Origin of the sequence: Sphingomonas sp. Mn802worker, assembly GCF_000382485.1 — a bacterium.
GTDB lineage: Bacteria > Pseudomonadota > Alphaproteobacteria > Sphingomonadales > Sphingomonadaceae > Sphingomonas.
The window spans coordinates 242874-266771 of record NZ_AORY01000005.1 but is presented as its reverse complement, the minus strand read 5'-3'; the positions used below and the strand labels follow the sequence as shown (position 1 = coordinate 266771).

The window sequence follows — 23898 nt, the reverse complement described above, 5'->3', positions numbered from 1 at the left end:
ACCATCGCTGTCATAAACGGCGTTTGCAGGTCGATAAGAGCGGAAACCGTAATCGGCTCCTTTAAGCGGAGCCCCAAAAGCAACGCGCAACAACGTGCGACGGCTACAGTATGGCGGAGACGGAGGCCGCCAAACTCCCTGTTCACTAGTGTTCGTCGAGGACCGTGGGGGTGCGCAAAAATGCTCTCTCACAGCCATGTAGCACTTAGGCGTGTTCGCTGGTGAATGTAGACGTTCGTCTGAAGTCGGCCTATAAAGTGGGGCCGTAAATGGGGCCGACGTAGGACCGGTATGACATCGCGAACGCTGAACAAGCTGGATGCTCGCACAGCGGCAACCATCAAGACGCCAGGCCGTCATTCCGACGGTGGTGGGCTCTACCTGTCTATCGATCCGCAAGGGCGTCGACGCTGGGTGTTCATGTACACGCGGAATGGCAAGCGGACCGAGCTGGGCTTGGGGGGCGGGCGTAACCTCTCGCTAGCGAATGCCCGTAAAGAAGCAGGAACTCTTAGAGCTGTGCTGACAAGCGGAGGTGATCCTCGATCATCGCGCGAGAAGCAGGAGCGACAGACCTTCGGCGAATGTGCTGACGCGTATGTTGAGACGATGCGACCCTCGTGGCGCAACGCGAAGCATGCCGCGCAGTGGGCCATGACCCTAACGAAATACGCCGCTCCTCTCAGGCCTAAAAGCGTTGAGAGTGTCAGCACTCGCGATGTTCTGGAAGTGCTGCAGCCGCTCTGGCAGCGAACGCCAGAAACGGCCGAGCGCCTGCGTGGTCGTATCGAGAACGTCTTGGATGCAGCAAAGGCCAAGGGGCTGCGGACGGGCGATAATCCAGCCCGCTGGCGTGGCCACCTAGATCAATTGCTACCGAAACGGCAGCGGCTGACCCGCGGCCACCACGCAGCATTGCCGTACGCGGCTATGCCCAAATTCATGAATGACCTACGCGAACGTGATGCGACAGCGGCAAGAGCGCTGGAATTTACCATTCTGACAGCTGCCCGTTCAGGGGAAGTGCTTGGCGCCAGTTGGGCTGAAATCGATCTGAGCGGTGCCGCGTGGACCGTGCCTGCAACCCGCATGAAGGCAGGACGTGAACACAGGGTCCCATTGTCCCAGGCTGCTGTAGACCTGCTACAACGGCTTGATGCCGCGCGAGACGTCGAGCGAGCGTCTCCAGCAGACGCAGTGTTTGCTAGTGCCGCGACCGGCAAGCCGCTATCGGGAATGGCAATGGCTATGCTGATGCGACGTATGCGGGTAGATGTTACGGTTCACGGCTTTAGGTCAGCGTTTCGAGACTGGGCTAGTGAAACGACGGACTTTCCTCACGAGGTGTGCGAAATAGCACTAGCGCATACGATCGCAAACAGAGCCGAAGCAGCTTATCGGCGAGGTGATCTATTTGATAAACGCCGCAAACTTATGGAAGCTTGGGCGCAATATTTTGATTTAGAAAGGGCGTAGTCTAGAATGTTCATCGTCACATGGTGCTATGTGTTACTATGTGTAGAGTAAAAAGCATCATTTTGTAACCGCTCCTCTGGCAAACGGCGAGACTGAGAATGAGCGGCAAGGACTGCTGGCAGCTTCAAGTCATGAATCATGGGTCTGAGAATCAACCCGTTGTCGTGATCGACGCGTTCGTGTCTGACCCGCACGGCCTGCGCGAGGATGCGTCGTTCCTGTCGTTCTCTCAAATAGGCGAACATTATCCGGGCATCCGCGCCGTGGTGCCTGAAGCGATGCTGCGCCCGATCGTCGCCGCGCTGGCGCCTGTTGTTCGCGATGTGTTCGGGCTGGGCGACTTGAGCGTCGTCGACAGTTTCTACTCGCTGGTCACCACGCCGCCGGACGCGCTGGCGCCGATCCAGCGATTGCCGCATTTTGACGAGGTTTCGCCGACGCGGCTCGCGCTGCTGCACTATCTGGCCGACGACGGCGAGCGGTCGGACGAGGATATCGGCGGCACCGCCTTCTTTCGCCAGCGCTCGACCGGGTATGAGTCGGTCGACGCCGCGCGACTGCCGGCGTACCGCGCCGCGCTGGCCGATGATCTCGCGGCGCACGGCATTCCGAACGCGGGGTATATCGGCGGAGACTCACCCATGTTCGAACGCGTCGCGCGACACACCGGGCGGTTCAACCGCGCGATCCTGTACCGGTCGAATACGCTGCACTGCGCCGACATTCCCGCCGGCATGCCGCTGAGCGCCGACCCGTTCAACGGACGGTTGACGGTCAACACGTTCCTGGATGCGGTGGCGCTGTGAGGCGCTAAGGGAGCGCTGCGCTGTGACATCGCTGCCACAGCAGGCGGGCAGAGCGCGCTCGCATACCCCTGAATACGTATGTGGCTTTGTTGTGACTAAGCCCTGGGCGGGCCTAATCCGCCGTCATCACGCCGCATAAGCACCTCGCGCAAGATCGCGCAGAGGTGTGGCCTGGGGGAGGTTCTCTTGACCGTTTCGCTTCAATCATCGTCCGTTCGTGCCCAGTTGGGCCTGCGTGCCAGCGCGCTGACCATCGCGGGCGTCATGCTGCTCGCCAGCGGCAATGCCTGGGCGCAGCAGGCGGGCACCGCGACCGCCAACCCGACGGGCGCGATCACCGAAACGCAGCCGGCCCAGCCCGCCGATCCCACGCCTGACGCGAGCGCCAACCCCGATCCGACCGCCGAAGCGACGCCGACCAGCGACGCGAGCGACGTGGGCGAGGGCACCGACATCGTCGTCACCGGCATCCGCGCCGGCCTCGCCAAATCGGCGGACATCAAGCGCCGCTCGACGCTGATCGTCGACTCGGTGTCGGCGGAGGACGTGGGCAAGCTGCCCGACGTGTCGATCGCCGACTCGCTCGCGCGTATTCCGGGCGTCACCGCGCAGCGTCTGGAAGGGCGCGACCAGCGGCTGTCGATCCGCGGCCTGGGCCCGGATTTCTCCACCACGCTATTGAACGGGCGCGAGCAGGTGACGGTCGGCGACAACCGCGGCGTCGAGTATGACCAATATCCGTCCGAGTTCTTCCGCAACGTGAACGTCTACAAGTCGGCCGACGCGTCGCTGATCGCCGCCGGTATCTCGGGCACGGTCGACCTGCGCATGCTGCGCCCGCTCGACCAGTCACAGCGCGTGTTCGCAATCAATGCGCGCGGGCAGATGAACGGCATCGACAACCTCAACCCGGAAATGTCGCGCTACGGTTATCGTGCCTCGGCGACCTACGTCGACAAGTTCGCCGACGACACGTTCGGCGTCGCGCTGGGCGTATCGGCAACGCAGACGCCGTCGCAGAACGAGCGCTACAATGCGTGGGGCTATAACGGCACCGGTACCGCGACGGACCCGTACCGGCTGAACGGCGCCAAGCCTTACGTTCAGTCAAACGAGCTGAAGCGCTACGGCGCGGTCGCGACGCTGGAATGGCAGCCGAGCGATAATTTCCACTCTACCTTCGACGCACTCTACTCGCACTTCCAAGAAACGCAGTACCTGCGTGGCATCGAATTCCCGCTCAACGGCGCGGCCGACGATCCCACCAACCCGACCGACAATGGCACGGTGCTGAGCAACACCACGGTGTCGAATGGCTTCCTGACCTCGGGCACGTTCTCCAACGTGTTCGCGGTGCAGCGCAACGACTACAATCAGCGCAAGGCCGACAACCTGTCGCTCGGCTGGAACAACGATTTCAAGATCGGCGAGACGACGCACTTCAACGTCGACGCGAGCTGGAGCCGCGCGACGCGCACCGACTTCCTGCTGGAAACGAACACCGGGACCGGGTTCCAGAAGAGCGGTCGTCCCGACACGGTCGGCGTCAGCCAGAACGGCGATGGCACCTATTCCTTCTCGCCGACGCTCGACTACACCGACACCAGCATCTTCAAGCTGACTGACCCGCAAGGCTGGGGCAACAACGGCACGCAGCAGGTGGTCCAGTCAGGCTTTCTTAACCGGCCTAAGTTCAAGGACGACCTGAAGTCGCTGCGCGCGAGCCTGAATGGCGAGTTCGAGGACAGCGTCATCAAGGGCTGGGAAGTCGGCGCCAACTACAGCCGTCGCAAGAAGACCAGCGAGTATACCTCGTTCTTCCTGTGCCCCAAGGGCACGGGCACGGGCTGCACCGTGGCGAGCGGCACGCCGCGCAGCGCCGACGTGCCGGCGGAGGCGCAGCTGGGGAACAACATCCCGCTCAGCTACCTCGGCATCCCGGCGATGCTGACGCTTAACCCCTTGTACCTGTACAACAATTCGCTCAACGCCGCGTTCGACGGGCGCCCGGGGTCGCTGGTGCGCGACAACACGGTGACCGAGAACGTGTACACCGGTTACGCCAAGCTCAACATCGACGGCGAGGTGAGCGGCAAGGCGCTGAAGGGCGCATTGGGCGTGCAGGCGGTCTATACCGACCAGAGTTCGGACGGGCAGATCGCGGGGCTGACGAACGGCGTCGTCACGATCGCGCCGGCGAACGAAGGCGCGAAGTTCTGGCGCGTGCTGCCGTCCGCCACCTTCTCGGTCGAGCTGATTGAGGGCGGCTACGTCAAGCTCGGCGCGTCGCGCACGATGGTGCGCCCACGTCTGGACCAGGAGCGCGTGACGCAGGACGTGACGGTCAATCCGGCGAACGTCGGCGTGCTGCCGATCGCCCTCAATCCGGTGTTCAGCTCGAACGGCGGCAACACGTCGCTGCGTCCGTATCAGTCGACCAACATCGACGTGTCGCTGGAGAAATATTTCGGCAGCGGCGGCGGCTACGTAGCGCTGTCGGGCTATTTCAAGAAGCTCGACGATTTCGTAAATCCGGCGACCACGATCGCGTTCGACTTCTCCGACCTGCTCGGCGCACTGACGCCGGCGCAGCAGGCGCAGGCGATCGCGGCGGGGCAGCAGATCGGCACCGTCAGCCGCCCGGACAATTCGGGCCGCGGCGAGGTGCTGGGCGTCGAGGCGACGCTGTCGCTGCCGTTCCGCATGATCACGCCGGCGCTCGACGGGTTCGGCGCGTTCGTAACTGGCAACTACACCGACTCGACGATCCGTTACGCCAACAACCCCAGCCCGATCACGCTGCCGGGCCTGTCCGACTGGACCGGAAGCGGCACGATCTATTTCGAGAAGTGGGGTTTCCAGGCGCGCGCCAACTATCGCTACCGCTCGTCGTTCCTGGCGGAGGTCGCAGGCCTGTCGGCGAGCCCGACGTTCCGCACCGCGAAGGAGGAAGCGATCCTCGACGCGCAGATCGGGTACGAGTTCAAGGACGGTCCGCTGAGCGGCCTGTCGGTGATGGTGCAGGGCAAGAACCTGACCGATCGCCCGTTCGTCACCTATCAGAACGGCGACGAGCGTCAGGTGATCGATTACCAGCGCTACGGCCGCGATTACTACGTCGGGGTGACGTATAAGTTCTGAGCCGTCCGGCTCTGATCCGCGTTCGATCGTACTGATCCGGACATTGGCCGTCGGCATCGCCCCCCGATGTCGGCGGCCTTTTCTTTGAAGCCGGCCAAGCGCTCGGCTAGGAGAATGGCATGACCCCGACCGATATCGTCATCGCCGGCGGCGGCAGCGCGGGCTGGATGGTCGCCGCCGCGTTCGCGCATTTCCTGCCGCCTAACGCCTACCGCATACGGCTGGTTGAATCGGAGGCGATCGGCACGATCGGCGTCGGCGAGGCGACGATCCCGCAGATCCAGCTGTTCAACCAGGCGCTGGGACTGGACGAGGACGCGTTCCTGCGGGCAACCAGCGGCACGTTCAAGCTGGGCATCGAGTTTGCCGGCTGGACGCGCCCGGGTGACCGCTACATGCACGCGTTCGGCGATGTCGGGCGCGAGTCAGGGCTGCTGGGCTTTCACCACCGCTGGTTGCGCGCACACGCCGAGCGCGGCGACGAGATCGCAGCTCTGGGTGATTATTCGCTCAACGAGGTGGCGGCGCGCGCGAGCCGGATGCAGCGCGGACCGGCGCGCACCGCCGCGATGCTGCCGGCGATGCCCTACGCGTTTCACTTTGACGCCGCACTCTACGCGCGGCTGTTGCGGCGCTTCGCGGAAGCGCGCGGGGTGGAGCGGATCGAGGGGCGGATCGTCTCGGTCGAGCGGAACGGCGAGACGGGCGATGTCGCCGCGCTGGTGCTGGACGGCGGCGCGCGCGTCGAGGGTGCGCTGTTCGTCGACTGCACCGGGTTTCGCGGGCTGTTGATCGGCGAGGCGGTGGGCGTCGGGTTGGATGACTGGACGCGCTGGCTGCCGTGCGACCGTGCGCTGGCGGTGCCGTCGGCGCGAGCGGCCGACTTCACGCCCTACACGCGCGCGACCGCGCACGGTGCGGGTTGGCAGTGGCGCATCCCGCTGCAGCATCGCACCGGCAACGGCATCGTCTACTCCTCTGCGCATCTCTCCGACGATGCGGCGGCGGCGCAGTTGCTCGCCAATCTCGACGGTGTGGCCGAGGGCAATCCGCAGCCGATCCGCTTCACGACCGGCAAGCGGCGAGAGATGTGGCGCGGCAATGTCGTCGCGGTGGGCCTCGCGTCGGGCTTCATGGAGCCGCTCGAGTCGACCAGCCTGCACCTCGTCCAGACCGCGATCGCGCGGCTGCTCAAGATGCTGCCGGGGCGTGCCACAGGCCAGGTACAGCGCGACGAGTACAACCGACAGGCTGATTTCGAATACGAGCGTGTTCGCGACTTCCTGATCCTGCATTACTGGGCAAACGCGCGCGACGAGCCGTTCTGGCAGGAACGCCGCGCCGCCGACCTGCCCGACACGCTCCGCCACAAGGTCGAGGTCTGGCAGGAGCAGGCGCACGTGACGCGCGAGCACGAGGAATTGTTCACCGAGGTCGCGTGGATTCAGGTGCTGATCGGGCAGGGCGTGATCCCGCGCGGCTATCACCCGATCGCGGACGCGGAAACGCGTGCGGAGAATGACGAGTATCTGGAGCTGATGCGGCAGCTAATCGCGCGCGAGGCGGCGCAGATGCCGCGGCACGACGCCTTTGTTGCGCAGCATTGCGCAGCGCGCGCCAGCGTCTAGGCGGAGGCGCGTACCACCAGGCGCGAGGGCAGCAGCAGGTCCTCGGTCGGCTCGCCCGCGACCTGGCGGATCAGCGTGTCGACCAGCGCGGCGCCGCCGCGGCCGTAATCCTGCGCCACGGTGGTCAGCGGCGGGTGCGTGTGGCTGGCGGCGGGAATGTCATCAAATCCAATAAGCGCGACGTCGGCAGGAACCGACCGCCCGGCCTCGGCAAGCGCGCGCAAGGCACCCAGTGCGATCAGGTCGGAGGCGCAGAAGACGGAGTCGAACGCGATCCCGCGCGCGATCAGCCGCTGCACTGCCTCGTAGCCCTTCTGCTCGACCGACAGCGCGTCGACGTGAAGCGCAGGATCGACCGGCAGCCCGGCGTGGCGCAGCGCCTCGGCAAGTCCGGCGTAGCGGTCGCGGAACTCGGGGTAGTGGTGGCTCGCCGCGCCGATATAGGCAATGCGGCGGCACCCGCGGGCGATCAGATGCTCGCCGGCCATGCGCCCGCCGGCAATGTTGTCGCATCCGATCGTCGTACCCACCTCGCTCGGCGCGCCCCAGCGCACGAAGCGCGTGCGCTGCGCGACGAGTTGCTCGACGCGGGCGCGGTAATCCTCCCAGTCGCCGTAGCCGAGCAGGATGACGCCGTCGGCGCGGCGCGCGTCCTCGTAATCGATGTGCCAGTCGGCCGACCAGCGCTGGAACGAGGTGAGCAGGTCGTAGCCGCGCTGGCTGCACGTCTTCAGGATCGAGCCGAGCATCGCGAGGAAGAACGGGTTGATGTTCGAACCGTCGGGCAGCGGGTCCTCGAAAAACAGCAGTGCCAGCGTCTTCACCTCACCGCGGCGGAGCGACGAGGCGGCGCGGTCGACACGGTAATTGAGCTGCTGCGCGATCGCCTCGATCCGCATCCGCGTGCGTTCGCTGACCGTCTTGTCGCCGCGCAGCGCGCGCGACACGGTCGGCTGCGACACGCCGGCCAACTCGGCGATGTCGAACGAGGTCGGGCGGTCACTGGAAGGGCGGGGGGTACGCGCCATGACGGCGGCGGTCTTTCCTCTCAATATGTTGCCGGCAGTGTAGGCGGGTCTGTGCCGCGTGTGAATACGTATGCTGCGCGCTTGGCAAGCACGCCCTCGCGCCGCAAACCGCGCGCCAAGCCGGGAGGGGTTAGACGATGACGCGGAGCAGGATGAGGCGGGCGATGCTCGCGGCGATGTCGGCAGCGCTGCTGCTGGGCGCGCCCGCGGCTGGTTCGGCGCAAAATGTCGATGCGACGCTCAAAGCGCTGCGCGCGCGGTTGCCGCAGGACGAGGTGATCTATTTCGCGCTGCCCGACCGGTTCGACAATGCCGACCCTTCCAACGACCGCGGCGGGTTGACCGGCGACCGGTTGCGCACCGGCTATGATCCGACCTCGAAAGGCTTCTATCACGGCGGCGACCTGACCGGATTGATGCGGCGGCTGCCCTACATCCAGTCGCTCGGCGCGACCGCGATTTGGGTCGGGCCGGTGTTCAGGAACAAGCCCGTTCAGGGCGCGCCGGGGCAGGAAAGCGCGGGTTATCACGGCTACTGGATCACCGACTTTAACCACGTCGACCCGCATCTGGGGACCGATGCCGAGTTCAAGGCCCTGGTCGATGCCGCGCACGCGCGCGGGATCAAGGTGTATATGGACATCATCGTCAACCACACCGCCGACGTGATCCAGTATCGCGAGTGCGGCGCGTGCACGTACCGCAGCCGCGCGGACTATCCCTACCAGCGCCGCGGCGGGGTGAACGGCCCCGCGATCAATGCGGGTTTCGCGGGCGACGACGTGCAGACCGCGGCAAATTTCGCCAAGCTCAACGATCCGACTTACGCCTATACGCCGTTCCTGGCGAAAGGCGACGAGCACGCCAAGTCGCCCGATTGGCTCAACGACATCCGCCTGTACCATAATCGCGGCAACACCACGTTCGAGAACGAGAGCGCGACGATGGGCGATTTCGTCGGACTCGACGATCTGATGACAGAGAACCCGCGCGTGGTGTCGGGGATGATCGACATCTTTGGCGGCTGGATCGACCGGTTCGGCGTCGACGGGTATCGCATCGACACCGCGCGCCACGTCAATCCGGAGTTCTGGCAAGCGTTCGTCCCCGCGATGCTGGCGCGCGCGCACGCCAAGGGCATTCCGAACTTCCACATCTTCGGCGAGGTGTCGAACACCAACCTCGATCCCGGCCCGCAGGCAATCCATACCCGCGTCGACCAATTCCCCGCGGTGCTCGACTTCTCGTTCCGCGAGGCGGTGCTGCTGACGGTCGCGGGCACGCGCGGCACCGACGCGTTCGAGCGACTGTTCCGCGGCGACGCGTTATACGAGGGCGGCGCGGATGCTGCGCAGCAATTGCCGACCTTCATCAGCAATCACGACAACGGCCGTTTCGCTTATTACGTCCGGCAGGCGTTCCCGAAGGCGAGCGATGACGAGGTCATGCGCCGCGTGATGCTGGGCAACGCCATGCTGCTGAGCCTGCGCGGCGTGCCGACGGTCTATTCGGGCGACGAGCAGGGCTTCACCGGCGACGGCAATGACCAGGACGCGCGCGAGGACATGTTCGCGAGCAAAGTGGCGAGCTACAACGACAACCGCCTGCTCGGCACGACGACGACCACCGCGACCGCGCATTTCGGGCAGGACAATCCGCTGTTCAGGCAGACCGCCGCGCTCGCACGGGTGCGCGTCGCGACGCCGGCGCTGACGCGCGGGCGGCAGCGCTTGCGCGCGCGCGAGGAGAAGCCGGGGCTGCTCGCGATCTCGCGCTTCGATCCCGTGACGAACGCCGAGGTGCTGCTCGCCTTCAACACGGGCGCGACGCCGATCGAACGGTTGATCGAGGTCGAGCCCGGTGCCGCCAGCGCGCGCGTGCTGGCGGGAAGCGGGTGCGCCGCCGCGGTCGCCGCGCCCGGATCGCTGCGTGTCACGCTGCCCGCGTTCGGCTACGCGGTGTGCGCGCTTGGGGGAACAAAGTGAGCGATGCGATGACGAACAAGAGCGACGGCGCCTGGTGGAAGGGCGCGGTGATCTACCAGATCTACCCGCGCAGCTTCGCCGACGCGAACGGCGACGGGGTGGGCGACCTCGCCGGGATCACCGCGCACTTGGATTATGTCGCGTCGCTGGGCGTCGACGCGGTGTGGATCTCGCCCTTCTTCACCTCGCCGATGGCCGATTTCGGCTATGACGTGTCGGATTACTGCGACGTCGATCCGGTGTTCGGCACGCTCGCCGACTTCGACGCGCTGGTCGCGCGCGCGCATGCGCTGGGATTGAAGGTGCTGCTCGATCAGGTGTGGGCGCATACCTCCGACCAGCATCCGTGGTTCAAGGACAGCCGCGCCAGCCGGACGAGCGCGCACGCCGACTGGTACGTGTGGCGTGACGCGAAGCCGGACGGCAGCCCGCCCAACAACTGGCAGTCGGTGTTCGGCGGCCCGGCGTGGACGTGGGACGCGCGGCGCGGGCAATATTACCTGCACAATTTCCTGAAGGAACAGCCGCAGATCAACGGCCACAACGCCGACGTGCAGGCCGCGCTGCTAGACGTCGCGCGGTTCTGGCTCGATCGCGGCGCGGACGGCTACCGCCTCGATGCGCTCAACTTCCTGATGTACGACCCCGCGTTCCCGGACAATCCGCCCGCGACCGACGACGGTCCGCGCACGCGACCGTTCGATTTCCAGGAGCACCGCTACAACCAGAGCCACGCCGACATCCCGGTGTTCATCGAACGCATCCGCGCGGTGTTCGACGAATATGACGATCGCTTCACGGTGGCCGAGGTGGGCGGCACCGACAGCGACCGCGAGCGCAAGCTGTTCACCGCCGACGACCGGCGCTTGAACAGCTCCTACGGGTTCGACTTCCTCTACGCGCCCGCGCTGACGCCCGCGGTGGTGGCGGAGGCGGTGACGAAATGGCCCGATGAAGCGGGTGTGGGGTGGCCGAGCTGGGCGTTCGAGAACCACGACGCGCCGCGCGCGATCTCGCGTTGGGTAGCACCCGAACACGCGCCTGAGGTTCGCGGCGCCTTCGCGCGGATGAAGATGCTGCTGCTGGGCGCGCTTCGCGGCAATCCGATCCTCTATTACGGCGAGGAACTGGGGCTGACGCAGGTCGACGTGCCGTTCGAGCTGCTGCAGGACCCCGAGGCGATCGCCAACTGGCCGCTGACGCTGTCACGCGACGGCGCCCGCACGCCGATGCCGTGGAAGCACGATGCCGCGCAGCTCGGCTTCTCCACCGTCCAACCATGGCTGCCGCTCGGCGGGGATCACGGCACGCTCGCGGTTGACGTGCAGGAAGCGGACGCGGACTCGCTGCTCCACTGGACGAGGGCCGTGCTGGCACTCAGGCGCGACGAGGCGGCGCTCAGGCTGGGCGGGTTCGAGGTGCTCCACGCCGACGACGCGCTGCTGGTGTTCGCGCGGCCGTATCGCAACGACCGCGTCGTCTGCGTCTTCAACCTGTCGCCCGAGCCGCAGGTGTGGGCGGGCGCGGCCGACCTCTCCCGCCTCATTTCGATTGGCGTCAACGGCGCCGACTTTGCCCCCTACGGCGCGCTGGTCGCGCGAAAGGACTAACCACATGAAGACCCTTCTGCTGGCGCTCGCCGCCGCCACCTCCGCGATGACCCCCGCGATCGCGCTCGCGCAGGATACGCGCGCGGTCGTGCCATCGCCGGGCGACAACGTCGTCGCGCGCGGTGCCTCGCCCGACGGGTCGATCACCGTGTCGGTCGCGATCGACGGCGACGGGCGCGCGACCTACGCGATCGCGCGGCGCGGCAAGCCGGTGATCCGCCCCAGCGCGCTGGGCTTCCTGTTCACCGATGCACGCAAGATCGACCGTGCGCTGGCGCTCGTCTCCACCTCGCAGAGCAAGAGCGACACGTCGTGGACGCAGCCGTTCGGCGAGTGGAAGACGATCCGCGATAATCACAACGAGCTGGTCGTGCGCCTGCGCGAGACCAAGAACCTGAACCGCGAGATGGTGGTCACCTTCCGCATCTTCGACGATGGCGTCGGTTTCCGTTACTCCTTCCCCGACCAGCCCAATCTGCACCACGCCAACATCGCGGAGGAGCTGACGCAGTTCGCGCTCGCAGAAGACGGCACCGCGTGGTGGAAGCCCGCGTTCGAGTGGAACCGCGAGGAGTACCTCTACAACAAGACCCCGATCAGTGCGGTCGGCACCGCGCAGACGGTGTTCACCGCCAAGCTCGCGAGCGGCACGCACGTAGCGATCCATGAAGCGGCGCTGGTCGATTATTCGGCGATGAACCTGGCGCAGGTGGCGGGCACCACGACGCTGAAGGCGGTGCTGACGCCGGGCTCGGGCGCGCCCAAGGTCAGTCGCGACGCGCCGTTCGCGACGCCGTGGCGCACGATCATCATCGCCGACGACGCGCCGGGCCTCTACATGAGCCACATCGAGCTCAATCTGAATGAGCCCAATAAGCTGGGCGACGTGTCATGGATCAAGCCGGGCAAGTTCGTCGGCGTGTGGTGGAACATGATCAAGGGCGACTGGACCTGGGCGACCGGGCCCAAACACGGCGCCACCACCGCGAACGTCAAACGCTACATCGATTTTGCTGCGGCGAACCGGATACCGGGCGTGCTGGTCGAGGGGTGGAACGTCGGCTGGAACGGCGACTGGTTTGGCGATGGCAACGCGATGCAGTTCGACCAGCCGACGCCCGATTTCAACGCGGACGAGCTGGCGCGCTATGCCAAGTCGAAGGGCGTGTATCTAATCGGACACAATGAAACGGGCGGGTCGGCGAGTCACTATGACAGCCAGCTCGACCGCGCGTTCAAGTTCGCGCGCGACCACGGCATCCCCGCGATCAAGACCGGCTACGTCACCGACGCGGGCGAGATCGAGCGCGTCGACCCTGACGGGTCGAAGCACCGCGAGTGGCACGAGGGGCAGTGGATGGTGAACCACTATTCCCGCGTGGTCGAGACCGCCGCCAAATACCGCATCGGGATCGACAGCCACGAGCCGGTCAAGGATACCGGGCTGCGCCGCACCTACCCGAACTGGCTGAGCCGCGAGGGCGGTCGGGGCATGGAGTACAACGCCTGGCCGGGCAAGAACCCGCCCGAGCACGAGGCGAACATGTTCTTCACCCAGTGGCTGGGCGGGCCGATGGACTTCACGCCGGGCGTGCTGAGCCTGACGGGATCGGAGGGCAGCCCGCTCCAGTCGACCGAGGCGAAGCAGCTGGCGCTCTATGTCGTGATCTACTCGCCCGTCGCGATGGCGGCGGATACGCCGGAGAATTATGCCAAGCACATGGACGCGTTCCAGTTCATCCGCGACGTGCCGGTCGACTGGTCGGACACGCGCGTGCTGAACGGCGAGGTCGGCGATTACGTGACCGTCGCGCGCAAGGACCGCGCGTCGAACGACTGGTACCTGGGGAGCATCACCGACGAGAATGCGCGCACGCTGACCGTCGCGACCGACTTCCTGGACAAGGGCAAGACCTACACCGCGCAGGTGTACCGCGACGGTGACGATGCCGACTACAAGACGGAGGCGCGCCACTCGATCAAGATTGAGACGATCAAGGTGCGCGGGGGCGACCCGCTGACGATCAAGCTCGCGCCGGGCGGCGGGCAGGCGATCCGCTTCGTCGCGCCGGGCGGGCGTATTCGCCGCTGATGAGCAACATGCCGCCTCTCTCCCCGCGCGTCGTCGTACTCGGCGGCGGTACTGCGGGGTGGATGGCGGCGTGCCTGTTCGCGAGCGCCTGGCCGCAGGCGCGCGTGACAGTGATCGAGGCGCCCGAGATCGGCATTGTCGGGGTCGGCGAGGGATCGACCCCGCAGCTGCGCGCGCTGTTCGCGCGTCTCGGTATCGCCGAGGCGGACTGGATGCCCGCGGCAGACGCGACCTACAAGACCGGGATCCGCTTCGATGGCTGGTCGACGCGCGCCGGCTACACCAGCTATTTTCACCCGTTCGCGAGCGCGATCGACCTGCATACCGCGGGCGCGTTCCATGCGCACGCGCTGGCGCGGCGGACCGGCCTCGACGTAGCGGCGCGTCCTGACCGGTTCTTCCTCAACACGCGGCTTGCCGAGGCGCAGCGCGCGCCGGTCGCGCCGGACAATTTCCCGTTCGAGGTCGGCTACGGCTATCACTTCGACGCGCACAAGGTCGGCGCGGTGCTGCGCAATCACGCGCTGGCGCACGGTGTCGCGCACGTCGCGGCGCGCGTCGATATGGTGGACGTAAATTCCAGCGGCGAGGTTGCGGCGCTGGTGCTCGGGGACGGCGCGCGGGTGACGGCCGACACCTTCGTCGATGCGAGCGGGTTCCGCTCGGTGATCGCGCAAGGCGCGCTCGGCGTGCGTTTCGTGCCGTTCGCGAGTAACCTGTTCTGCGACCGCGCGGTGACGCTGCCGACGCCGCGCGAGGCTGGTGCGCCGATTAACGCGCACACCACCGCGACCGCGCTGTCGAGCGGCTGGGCGTGGGCAATTCCGCTCACGTCGCGGACGGGCAACGGCTACGTCTATGCGTCCGATTACCTGTCGGCGGACGCGGCCGAAACCGAACTTAGGCGGCATCTGCGACTGCTAGACGCTGATGTGAGCGCGCGGCACCTGGCTTTGAAGGTCGGGCGCGTCGAGCACGCGTGGCACGCCAACTGCCTCGCCATCGGCCTCGCGCAAGGCTTCATCGAGCCGCTGGAGGCAACGGCGCTGCACCTGACGCAGACGATGGTCGAGCGGTTCATCGACGCGTACGAGAAGGGGCAGGGCACGCCCGCGCGACGCGACGCGTTCAACGCCGAGATCGCGCGGCGGTTCGAAGGCGTACGTGATTACATCGTCGCGCATTACCGGCTGAACAGTCGCGGCGACACCGACTTCTGGCGCTGCAACGCCGCCAACGATCACCTGTCGGATGATCTGAAGGCGATCATGACCGCGTGGTTCACCGGGCGCGACGTCGCCGCGGAGGTGACACGGCGCGACTTAGCAGGTTTCTACTCGGCCCTGTCGTGGGAGGTGCTGTTCGCAGGGTACGGTACGTTCCCCGACGACGCGCGGCTCAGGCCCGCGCCCGCGCCGACCAATACGGCTGCGATCGACCGGCTGCTGGACGGCTGTTTGCTCAATTTCGGCGATCACGCCGCCGCGCTCGCGCGCACGTAACGGAGAACACGGGATGGTCAGCGTAGCGGCAGCGGTTCAAGCGGAGGGTGCGCTGCAGCGGCGCAAGCGACAAAGTCTGCTCGGCTTGCTCAACATCTCGTTCGGCTTCTTCGGCATCCAGATCGGCTTTGCGCTCCAGAACGCGAACATGAGCCGGATCTTCCAGTCGCTCGGCACCAGCCTCGATGACCTGCCCGCGCTCTGGGTGGCGGCGCCGCTGACCGGACTGTTGGTGCAGCCGGTGATCGGGCATTTGAGCGACCGCACGTGGCTGGGGCGGCTGGGGCGGCGGCGGCCGTATTTCCTCGCCGGCGCGCTGCTTGCTGCAATCGCGCTGCTGGTCATGCCCGAGAGCCCGGTGCTGCTGGTCGCCGCTGTCATGCTGTGGGTGCTCGATGCGTCGCTCAACGTGTCGATGGAGCCGTTCCGCGCCTTCGTCGGCGACATGCTCGACAAGGATCAGCACGCCGCCGGGTACGGCGTGCAGACCGCGTTCATCGGTGCGGGCGCGGTGGTGGGCTCGATCTTCCCCTGGATGCTTGAGCGGCTGGGCGTGTCGAACGTCGCTGCGGCGGGGACAATCCCCGATTCGGTGCGCTACGCCTTCTGGTTCGGCGGCGCGGCATTGCTGGCGAGCGTGATCTGGACCGTCGTGTCGACACGTGAATATTCACCCGACGAGCTGGCACGGTTCGACGGCGCGGCCGACGCGGGCGAGGAGGCGCACGTGCTGCGCGTGCTCGCGGCGCGCAGCGATGCGGCGTGCGTTGCGTGGATTGCCGCTGGTGCCGCGGTGATCGTGCTGGTCGCGGCAAGCGGACTGGAGAAGGAAGTGTATCTGCTGGGCGGGCTGCTTGCCGCTTACGGCCTCGCCAGCCTGGTTGCGGTCCGGCGCGCGCGCGGTGGGCAGACTGCGGGCATGCTGGGGCATATCGTCGGCGATTTCTCAGGCATGCCGACGCTGATGAAGCGGCTAGCGCTGGTGCAGTTCTTCAGCTGGTCTGCGCTGTTCATCATGTGGATCAACACGACGCCGGTGGTGACCCGGCGCTTCTTCGGCGCGGCGGATGCGGGTAGTGCGGCCTATCAGGAGGGCGCGAGCTGGGTCGACGTGCTGTTCGCGACGTACAACGGGGTCGCGGCAGTGTCGGCGCTGGTGCTGATCCCGCTGCTCGCGCGGCGCATCGGGCAGGCGCGCACGCACATCGTCGGGCTGGTCTGCGGGGCGGCGGGCTTCGCAAGCATCTTCCTCGTGCCCAATTACCGTTGGCTGCTCTTAAGCGAGGTTGGGATTGGAATCGCCTGGTCGACGATCCTCGCCATGCCCTACGCGATCCTCGCCTCCGCGCTGCCGCAGCGCAAGCTGGGCGTCTACATGGGACTGTTCAATGTGTTTGTGGTGGTGCCGCAATTGCTGATCGCGACCGTGATGGGGTCTATCACCAAGCACTTCTTTCCAAGCGAGCCGATCTGGACAATGGCGTTCGCCGCCGCGACGATGCTGGTCGCTGCCGCGGCGATGACGCGGGTAAAGGCGGTTTGAGTTCGAGTATCGTGGGGTCACTCGTTACAAAAGACGTGAAAGGTCACCACGTTGCGCACAAGCGATAGTGGGTGGTGAGCGGCCCATCAGCTTTCAAGCGGGCATAGCGAAGAAGCGTACGTTCGTTCAGCTCGTAGGATAATGACTGCAAACGCCCGCCGATGGGAGTGATTTGCCTGTCCGTTTTTAGGCAGCGCTCGAGCACTGGCAGGAAGCTCGTTCGACTGGCGCGGAACAGCGTCTCGCCATTGCGCGCCGTTTTGCCGGACCGGCCGTTACCGCCCGTACCGATGGTGTGCACATTCACGCATAGGTGGGTTGTTACATCATGCGTCCGCGCAGGTTGAACAGGATGACGAGCGTACCCGACACCATCAGCGTGACAATCAACGTCGAGAACAACACCAGCAGCAGGTCGTCGCGGGACGATCTGGCGAGACTGATGTGAAGAAAGCAGCGGAACTGCACGACCACCTGCACCAAACCGAGCCCGAGAATGAGCGCGAGCGTGGTGCCCGCAGACGCGACCGGCCAGTGCACTGCGGTGAAGGCGGCAAGCGTCAGCGCTAGCGCGAGCATGAAGCCGGTCAGATAGGTCAGCGTCTCATGCCGGCGGTCGTTCATGGCAGATGCGCCTGCAGGTAGACGACGCTCAGGATCGCGACCCAGATCACGTCGAGAAAGTGCCAGAATAGGCTCAAACGGAGTATGTTGATGCGCACGCGCGCGTCGAAGCCGTAGGCGAGGATCTGCGCCGCCGCTACCAGCATCCACACGCAGCCCGCGAGGACGTGGATACCGTGCAGGGGCACGAGCGCGAAGAACGCGGACAGGAACGCGCTACGCGTCGGATAGGCGCCGTGAGCGAACATGGTCGCGAAATCGTGCCCTTCCATCGCGAGAAAGGTGACACCTAAGAGGAGGGTGACACCCATCCATGCCAACACGGGCCGTCTGGTCCTGTCGTACTTCATTGCCAGCACGGTGAGCCCGATCGTCAAGCTGCTGGTGAGCAGCAGAAGCGTTTCGGCGAGCGCGGCGTCTAGCTTGAACTCGCTCGCAGGCGTCGGTCCACCCGCGGTGGCGGCGAGGGCCGTGCCGTAGACAGCGAACAGCAGTGCGAAGATCACCGCGTCGCTCATCAGGAACACCCAGAAGCCGAAGATGCCGCTCTCGGCATAGGCGTCCGGGTGATTTTCGGTTCCGCCCAGGTTGATCCCGGCGTGTTGCAGCGACGGCTCGCTCATGCCGTGGTCTCCGCCAGCCCCTGATTGCACGGCGTCAGCTCGCATGCGCGCTCGATAGGCGTCGCGGCGTCGAGTGCGTCATGCCAGCGGTGCTCGGTAGCCGTGACCTCCGACGCCGAAATGGTGCGGTCCGTGTCGCGCACGAAGCTGCGCAGGACCAGCGCAGCGACGATGCCTAGGCTGGCGACGATCGCCAGCCACCACATGTGCCAGACGAGCGCGAACGCCGCTGCCGTCGCGGCGATACCGATGGTCGTCCCGGTCACGCTGTTGCGCGGCACGCTGATCGGGTCATAGTGCGCGTGCCGACGATAGTAACCGTCGTCGCGCTTGCCGTCGTAGAACGGGTCGCGTCCGTCGACGTGCGGGATGACCGCGAAATTATACTCGGGCGGCGGGGCCGAGGTCGACCATTCGAGCCCGCGCGCGTCCCATGGATCGCCCCCGAACACGCGGTTGGCGTCGCGCTCACGGATGCTGACCACCAGTTGCACGACCAGTGAGGCGAGCGCACACAGGACGACCAGTGCGCCGACGCCCGCGACGTAGAGCCAGGGACGGAAATCGGGCTCGTAGATTTCGCTGGTTCGCCGCGCCATGCCGCTCGCGCCCAGCACGTAGAGCGGCATAAAGGCGAGATAGAAGCCGATCACCCAGCAGGTGAAGGCAATGCGTCCCCAGCGCTCATTCAGCCGGAAGCCGAACGCCTTGGGAAACCAGAAGGTATAGCCCGCGAGCAGGCCGTAGAGCAGGCCGGGGATCAGCATGTTATGAAAATGCGCGACGAGGAATAGCGTGTTGTGGAACACGTAGTCGAGCGGTGGAATGGCGAGGATGATCCCGGTAAACCCGCCAATGACGAAGGTCACCATAAACGCCAGCGAGTAGAGCATCGGCACCGCGAAGCGCACTTCGCCACGGAACATGGTCCAGATCCAGTCGTAGATCTTCACTCCCGTCGGCACGCCGATGGTCATCGTCGCGATGCCGAACACCGCGTTGATGTTGGCTGATTGTCCCATCGTGAAGAAATGGTGGACCCAGACGGTGAAGCTTAGCACCGCGATCGCCATCGTCGCCCACACGAGCGAGACGTAACCGTACAGCTCCTTCGACGAGAAGGTCGAGACGACTTCCGAGTAGATGCCGAACGCTGGCAGGATCAGGATGTAGACCTCGGGGTGACCGAACAGCCAGAACAGGTTGGCGTAGTTCATCATGTTGCCGCCGAGGTCGTTGGTGAAGAAGTGAAATCCCAGGTAGCGATCGAGTGCCAGCAGCGCGGTCGCGACCGTCAGCGGCGGCATCGCGAAGATCATCAGGATACTGGTGCACAGGCTGGTCCAGCAGAACAACGGCATGCGCATGAAGGACATGCCGGGCGCGCGCAGCTTGAAAATGGTGCAGGCGATGTTGATGCCGCCGAGCGTCGACCCGATCGAGCCGAGCGTCACCGTCCAGATCCAGTAATCCGGTCCGACGTCGGGGCTAAAGGCGAGCCCAGTATACGGTGGATAGCCGCTCCAGCCACCGGTCGAGAATTGTCCAACCACCAGGCTAACCATCATCAGTACTGCGCCGCCGCCCGTCAGCGACAGCGCGACCGAATTCGTCCACGGAAACGCCATGTCGCGCGCGCCGATCTGCAGCGGCATGACGTAGTTGATGACGCCGGTCAGGAACGGCATGGCCATGAAGAACACCATTATCGAGCCGTGAGTGGAGAACAGCTGCGCAAAGTGATCGGACGACAGAAAGCCCGGTTCGCCGATCGCCGCAGCCTGCTGCATCCGCATCAGGATTGCTTCCACTACCGCGCGCGACAGCATGATCAGCGCGATGACAACGTACATGATGCCGATCTTCTTGTGGTCGAGGCTGGTCACCCAGTTCAGCAACGTGCGCCAGCGGCGATAATGGGTCAGCAGCGTGACAGTGGCGAGGAAGCCGACGATCACCAGTGCGCCGGCAGCCGCGCCGATGATCTCGCTCGCACTCGGGTTCTCCCACGCGCGCACGAACGGCAGGTCGTGCCAGGTGAAGCGACCGAGTAGCTCGGGCCAGATCGGAGGATGCGCGGTCTGCACGGGCTCAGGGCGCCTTTCGCGTGGCTGGTTGGTGGTCGGCGTGCGGGTGGGAAGCACCGTTAGTCGCGGCGATGACGCGGTCGAAGAAGCGCGGAGGCACGGCAGAGAAGGTCTGCGGACCAGTGGTGTCGGGCCTCGACAAGGTGGCCCAGGCCTCTACGTCGAGCGGGCGCCCGACCGAGTGCGCCCGCGCCAGCCACGCGGCATAAGCACCGGGCGTCATGCTGACGATCGAAAATTTCTGATGCGCGAACCCCCGGCCGCTGAACTGGGTGTTCTCGCCGCGAAACGTGCCAGGGCGGTCGGCGGCAAAGTTCATTCGCGTGCGCATGCCCGCCATCGCGTAGACCTGGCCCGCCAATTGCGGCAGCAGCAACGACTGCATCACGGTACCGCTGGTCAGCGAGAGCTGGACCGGACGCCCCGCCGGTACTGCGAGCTGGTTCACGGTTGCGACGCCTTCGTCGGGGTAGATGAATACCCATTTCCAATCGAGCGCGATCGCCTGGACGCGCACGGGCTCGCCTTGTCCGGCGCGGCGCGTGTACGGATCGTCGCGCTGCGTCGCCGGCCACAGCAGGAAGGCGAGCAGGATGACGATGCCGATCGGCGGTATCCAGATGAATCCTTCGAGCGGCCAGGAGAACGCCCATTTGGGCCGATAGGCATCGTTGGTGTTGGACCGTCGGTAATGCCACGCCATCAGCGGAACCAGGATCACGACCGGCACCCAGACGAACAGCAGGATGGCCGACACGACCAGCAGCAGGTGCCGCTCGTGCCCGGCGACCGGGCCTTGCGCGTTCAGGATGCCCCGATCCAGTGCGGCACAACCGGGCAGGACCGCAAGCGCTGCGACGGAAAGAACGGCTCGAACGCTCTTCATTGCGAGTGGCGGATGGCGGAGCGGCGTTGTTGGTCGCTGTGTGGGTGGGAAAGTCACAACGCTTCTTCTTTGCCACCTAACCAGGTCGAAAATGGATCGTATCTGGCATTGTTGCCAGAACGACTTGGCACGAGTTGAGGAGCTTGCGTGAAGCGTCATCCCGCCCTAGCGTCTAGCCAGCAATATTCTGAAAGGAAACCGCAATGGCTCGGCTGTACCGGCTGATCGTCGCGTGGTGCGTGGCCATTCTTGGCGGTTTCTTCGCGGTCGCGGGTGGCGTTCTCGTGGCGCTAGGGGGATCGCTCTACTATCTGGTCGCCGGCATTGCGATGGTGGTCAGCGGTGCGTTGCTCGGCCGCAACGCTCGGATCGGACGCTTGCTGTTTGTCGCGATCTGGGTCGGCACGCTGATCTGGGCACTGTGGGAAGTCGGCTTCGATGGCCTGCAACTCGTCCCACGGTTGGTCGCGCCCACCGTTCTGCTGGCGCTCGTCCTGCTGACCGGGTGGCGGACGCGCTCGTGGCGGTCGCACGCACACGCGGTGCCCGCAGCGGCGGCGGTGCTGCTCGGACTCGGTATCGGCGGCGTCGCACTCCACGGCGACGGGGCGCGCGCGCAGGATGCGTCCGCTACCGCCCTACTTCCCGCCGCGCCGACCGGCGAGGCTGACGCCGACTGGCGTGACTACGGCGGGACGTTGTCGGGACGCCGCTATTCAGCGCTGGCCGACCTCACGCCGCAGAACGTCGGCCGGTTGCAGCTGGCCTGGACGCAGCGCACCGGCGACTTGCCAATGGCGGCGGAATCGGACGAGCATAAGCGAGAGTATCATTCGGAGGCGACGCCGATCCACATCGGCGACACGCTTTACACCTGCACGCCGCACTCGTTCGTTCAGGCGATCGACGCGACCACCGGCAAGACGAAGTGGAGCTGGCACGAGGACGCACCGATCGCCGGCAACAACTATCTGGTCTGCCGCGGGGTGACCTATTTCGAAGCGCCCGCCGGAACGCCGTGTCCGCGTCGCATCTTCGCGCCGACGTTCAACGCGCGGATGATCGCGCTCGACGCCGACACAGGACGCCCGTGTTCCAGTTTCGCCAACAACGGCGCGATCGATTTGCGCACCAACATGGGCACGTCGAAGCCGTCCGATCAGATCGGCACCACGCCGCCTGTGGTCGTCAACAACCGGCTGATCATCGGTGAGCGGATTATCGACAACGTCAATCGCAACATCCCGTCGGGCGTCGTGCGCGCCTACGATCCGGTGTCGGGCGCGCCGATCTGGGCCTGGGACGTCGGTCGTTCGCCCGACGCGATCGCGCCGCTGCCGGCGGGACAGACCTACACGCGTGGCACGCCCAATGTCTGGGGTGCGATCACCGCTGACGCGGCCAACGGCCTTGTCTATCTGGGCACCGGCAATGCATCGCCCGATTACTGGATCGGTTACCGCCGGCCGTTCGACGACCGGTTCGGCTCCTCGATCGTCGCGCTCGACATAGCAACCGGCAAGCTGCGCTGGACGCGGCAGCTCGTCCACCGCGACATGTGGGACATGGACCTGCCGATCGGCCCGTCGCTGTTCGACTATCGCGCGCCGAACGGGCAGGTGATCCCGGCACTGATCCAGACGACCAAGATGGGCCAGGTGTTCTTCCTAAACCGGCTGACCGGCGCGCCGCTCGCGGCGATCACCGAGCGCCCGGTGCGCACCGATGGCGCGACGCCAGGCGTGCGCGTGTCGCCGACGCAGCCTTTTTCCACCGGAATGCCGAGCTTCACGCCGGCGGCCCCGACCGAGGTCGCGACCTGGGGGGCAACGCCGATCGACCAGCTGTTCTGCCGCATCGACATCCGCCGTGCGCAGGGCACCGGCATCTACCAGCCGATGGGGCTGAAGCCGATCATCGGCCATCCCGCCTTCGACGGTGTCACCGATTGGGGCGGCGCGGCGGTCGATCCGGTGCGCGGCGTGATGACGGTCAACACGATGGAGATGCCGTTCAAGCTGTGGCTGATGCGCCGCGACGATCCGCGCGTCGCCGAACTGATGAAGCAGAAGCAGGGCGGCGAGAACGCGATGCAGGCGCAGCTGCAGACGCAGTACAACACGCCCTATGTCGCGGTAGTGAAGGCGTGGGTCGGCATCTTCGGTGCACCCTGCGTTGCGCCGCCTTGGGGTCACCTGACCGCGGTCGACCTCGGCACCCGCAAGGTGCTGTGGAAGAAAGTGCTAGGCACCGCGCGCGACACCGGGTTGTTCGGCTCGCACCTGGGGGTGCCGATCAAGACGGGCGTGCCCAATCTGGGCGGGTCGATCATCACTGCGGGTGGGCTCGCCTTCATCGGCGCGACGACCGACCAGTACCTGCGCGCGTTTGACCTCAACACCGGACGGGTCGTGTGGAAGGCGCGGCTGCCCGCTGGTGCGCAGGCGACGCCGATGACCTATCGCGGGCGTGACGGGCGGCAGTACGTCGTCATCACCGCGGGCGGCCACGGCGCACTGGGCACGCGCTACGGCGACTACACGCTCGCATACGCGTTACCGAAAAGCTGAAGCACGTTGCCGTGCCGCTTTCACTGCCCACATGCCCTTAAACAGAAAAAGTATGGCTCGACAGAGTGATCAAATCTCTGTTTGCGGCACCTTAAGGTATCTTGTCAGAATGACACACATTTCGACGCCCGACATAGCTTGGCGAGGTGAAGCATTGGGCAAATAGGCGGCTACGCACCTTTTCGATGCGCCTGTTGCAGCATCCGCAGCGAAGTGGCTCAACGGAGCGTCTGTCATTGTCTTGATCAGACCGTATAGATGAACGAATGTTCGATCTCCGGAGCAGCGCTACTTGTT

Annotated in this window: 16 protein-coding genes; 10 read left to right on the top strand and 6 right to left on the bottom strand. The window is 65.6% G+C overall.

Annotated features, from left to right (window positions below; all coding sequences use genetic code 11):
• Window positions 1-291 precede the first annotated feature (291 nt).
• The 4 genes from SMN802W_RS17905 to SMN802W_RS0108125 all read left to right on the top strand — a co-directional run bounded on the left by SMN802W_RS17905 (window position 292) and on the right by SMN802W_RS0108125 (window position 7051).
• Window positions 292-1476 (top strand): tyrosine-type recombinase/integrase, encoded by a 1185-nt coding sequence (locus tag SMN802W_RS17905; protein WP_083925664.1) that lies wholly within the window; start codon window positions 292-294, stop codon window positions 1474-1476.
• Window positions 1477-1574: 98 nt separating this feature from the next.
• Window positions 1575-2282, top strand: coding sequence for a DUF6445 family protein (locus SMN802W_RS0108135; protein WP_019516415.1), 708 nt, complete (start codon window positions 1575-1577; stop codon window positions 2280-2282).
• A gap of 264 nt (window positions 2283-2546) precedes the next feature.
• Window positions 2547-5423, top strand: coding sequence for a TonB-dependent receptor (locus tag SMN802W_RS0108130; RefSeq protein ID WP_083925673.1), 2877 nt, complete (start codon window positions 2547-2549; stop codon window positions 5421-5423).
• Window positions 5424-5542: 119 nt separating this feature from the next.
• The gene (locus tag SMN802W_RS0108125) at window positions 5543-7051 is read left to right on the top strand and encodes a tryptophan halogenase family protein (protein ID WP_019516413.1); all 1509 of its coding nucleotides are present in this window, start codon (window positions 5543-5545) and stop codon (window positions 7049-7051) included.
• Here SMN802W_RS0108125 and SMN802W_RS0108120 read toward each other — a convergent pair.
• On the bottom strand, window positions 7048-8079 hold the full coding sequence (locus tag SMN802W_RS0108120; RefSeq protein ID WP_026325902.1) for a LacI family DNA-binding transcriptional regulator: 1032 nt from the start codon (window positions 8077-8079) through the stop codon (window positions 7048-7050). The genes SMN802W_RS0108125 and SMN802W_RS0108120 overlap by 4 nt on opposite strands.
• A gap of 164 nt (window positions 8080-8243) precedes the next feature.
• Here SMN802W_RS0108120 and SMN802W_RS0108115 point away from each other — a divergent pair, with 164 nt between their 5' ends.
• Genes SMN802W_RS0108115 through SMN802W_RS0108095 form a run of 5 tightly spaced genes read left to right on the top strand, consistent with a single transcriptional unit; the run spans window position 8244 to window position 16811 of the window.
• Window positions 8244-10064: an alpha-amylase family glycosyl hydrolase gene (locus SMN802W_RS0108115; RefSeq protein ID WP_019516411.1), complete on the top strand. Its 1821-nt coding sequence runs from the start codon at window positions 8244-8246 to the stop codon at window positions 10062-10064.
• 8 nt (window positions 10065-10072) lie between these two features.
• Window positions 10073-11674, top strand: a complete 1602-nt coding sequence (locus SMN802W_RS0108110; RefSeq protein WP_037523659.1) for an alpha-glucosidase — start codon at window positions 10073-10075, stop codon at window positions 11672-11674.
• Window positions 11675-11678: 4 nt separating this feature from the next.
• Window positions 11679-13766, top strand: a complete 2088-nt coding sequence (locus SMN802W_RS0108105) for a glycoside hydrolase family 97 catalytic domain-containing protein (protein ID WP_019516409.1) — start codon at window positions 11679-11681, stop codon at window positions 13764-13766.
• An 8-nt stretch (window positions 13767-13774) separates the two neighbouring features.
• Complete coding sequence (locus tag SMN802W_RS0108100; RefSeq protein ID WP_037523653.1) at window positions 13775-15268, top strand: tryptophan halogenase family protein; 1494 nt, start codon at window positions 13775-13777, stop codon at window positions 15266-15268.
• Between the two features lie 13 nt (window positions 15269-15281).
• The gene (locus SMN802W_RS0108095) at window positions 15282-16811 is read left to right on the top strand and encodes an MFS transporter (RefSeq protein WP_019516407.1); all 1530 of its coding nucleotides are present in this window, start codon (window positions 15282-15284) and stop codon (window positions 16809-16811) included.
• 43 nt (window positions 16812-16854) lie between these two features.
• On the opposite strand, the gene SMN802W_RS18490 is transcribed toward SMN802W_RS0108095, so the two are convergent.
• From SMN802W_RS18490 to SMN802W_RS16690, 5 genes are read right to left on the bottom strand one after another with little or no spacing between them, the layout of a single operon-like run.
• On the bottom strand, window positions 16855-17112 hold the full coding sequence (locus tag SMN802W_RS18490) for a hypothetical protein (RefSeq protein WP_162140007.1): 258 nt from the start codon (window positions 17110-17112) through the stop codon (window positions 16855-16857).
• 20 nt (window positions 17113-17132) lie between these two features.
• A complete protein-coding gene (locus tag SMN802W_RS0108090) occupies window positions 17133-17435 on the bottom strand; it encodes a cytochrome o ubiquinol oxidase subunit IV (protein WP_019516406.1) in 303 nt (100 codons plus the stop codon).
• Complete coding sequence (locus SMN802W_RS0108085) at window positions 17432-18058, bottom strand: cytochrome c oxidase subunit 3 (protein ID WP_019516405.1); 627 nt, start codon at window positions 18056-18058, stop codon at window positions 17432-17434. Before SMN802W_RS0108085 ends, SMN802W_RS0108090 begins: the two co-directional genes overlap by 4 nt.
• Complete coding sequence (locus SMN802W_RS16695) at window positions 18055-20145, bottom strand: cbb3-type cytochrome c oxidase subunit I (RefSeq protein ID WP_156818779.1); 2091 nt, start codon at window positions 20143-20145, stop codon at window positions 18055-18057. Before SMN802W_RS16695 ends, SMN802W_RS0108085 begins: the two co-directional genes overlap by 4 nt.
• 4 nt (window positions 20146-20149) lie before the next feature.
• Entirely contained in the window at window positions 20150-21031 is an 882-nt protein-coding gene (locus tag SMN802W_RS16690; protein ID WP_019516403.1) for a hypothetical protein, read from the bottom strand.
• Window positions 21032-21234: 203 nt separating this feature from the next.
• On the opposite strand from SMN802W_RS16690, the gene SMN802W_RS0108070 reads away from it, so the two are divergent.
• Complete coding sequence (locus SMN802W_RS0108070) at window positions 21235-23601, top strand: membrane-bound PQQ-dependent dehydrogenase, glucose/quinate/shikimate family (protein WP_019516402.1); 2367 nt, start codon at window positions 21235-21237, stop codon at window positions 23599-23601.
• Window positions 23602-23898 lie beyond the last annotated feature (297 nt).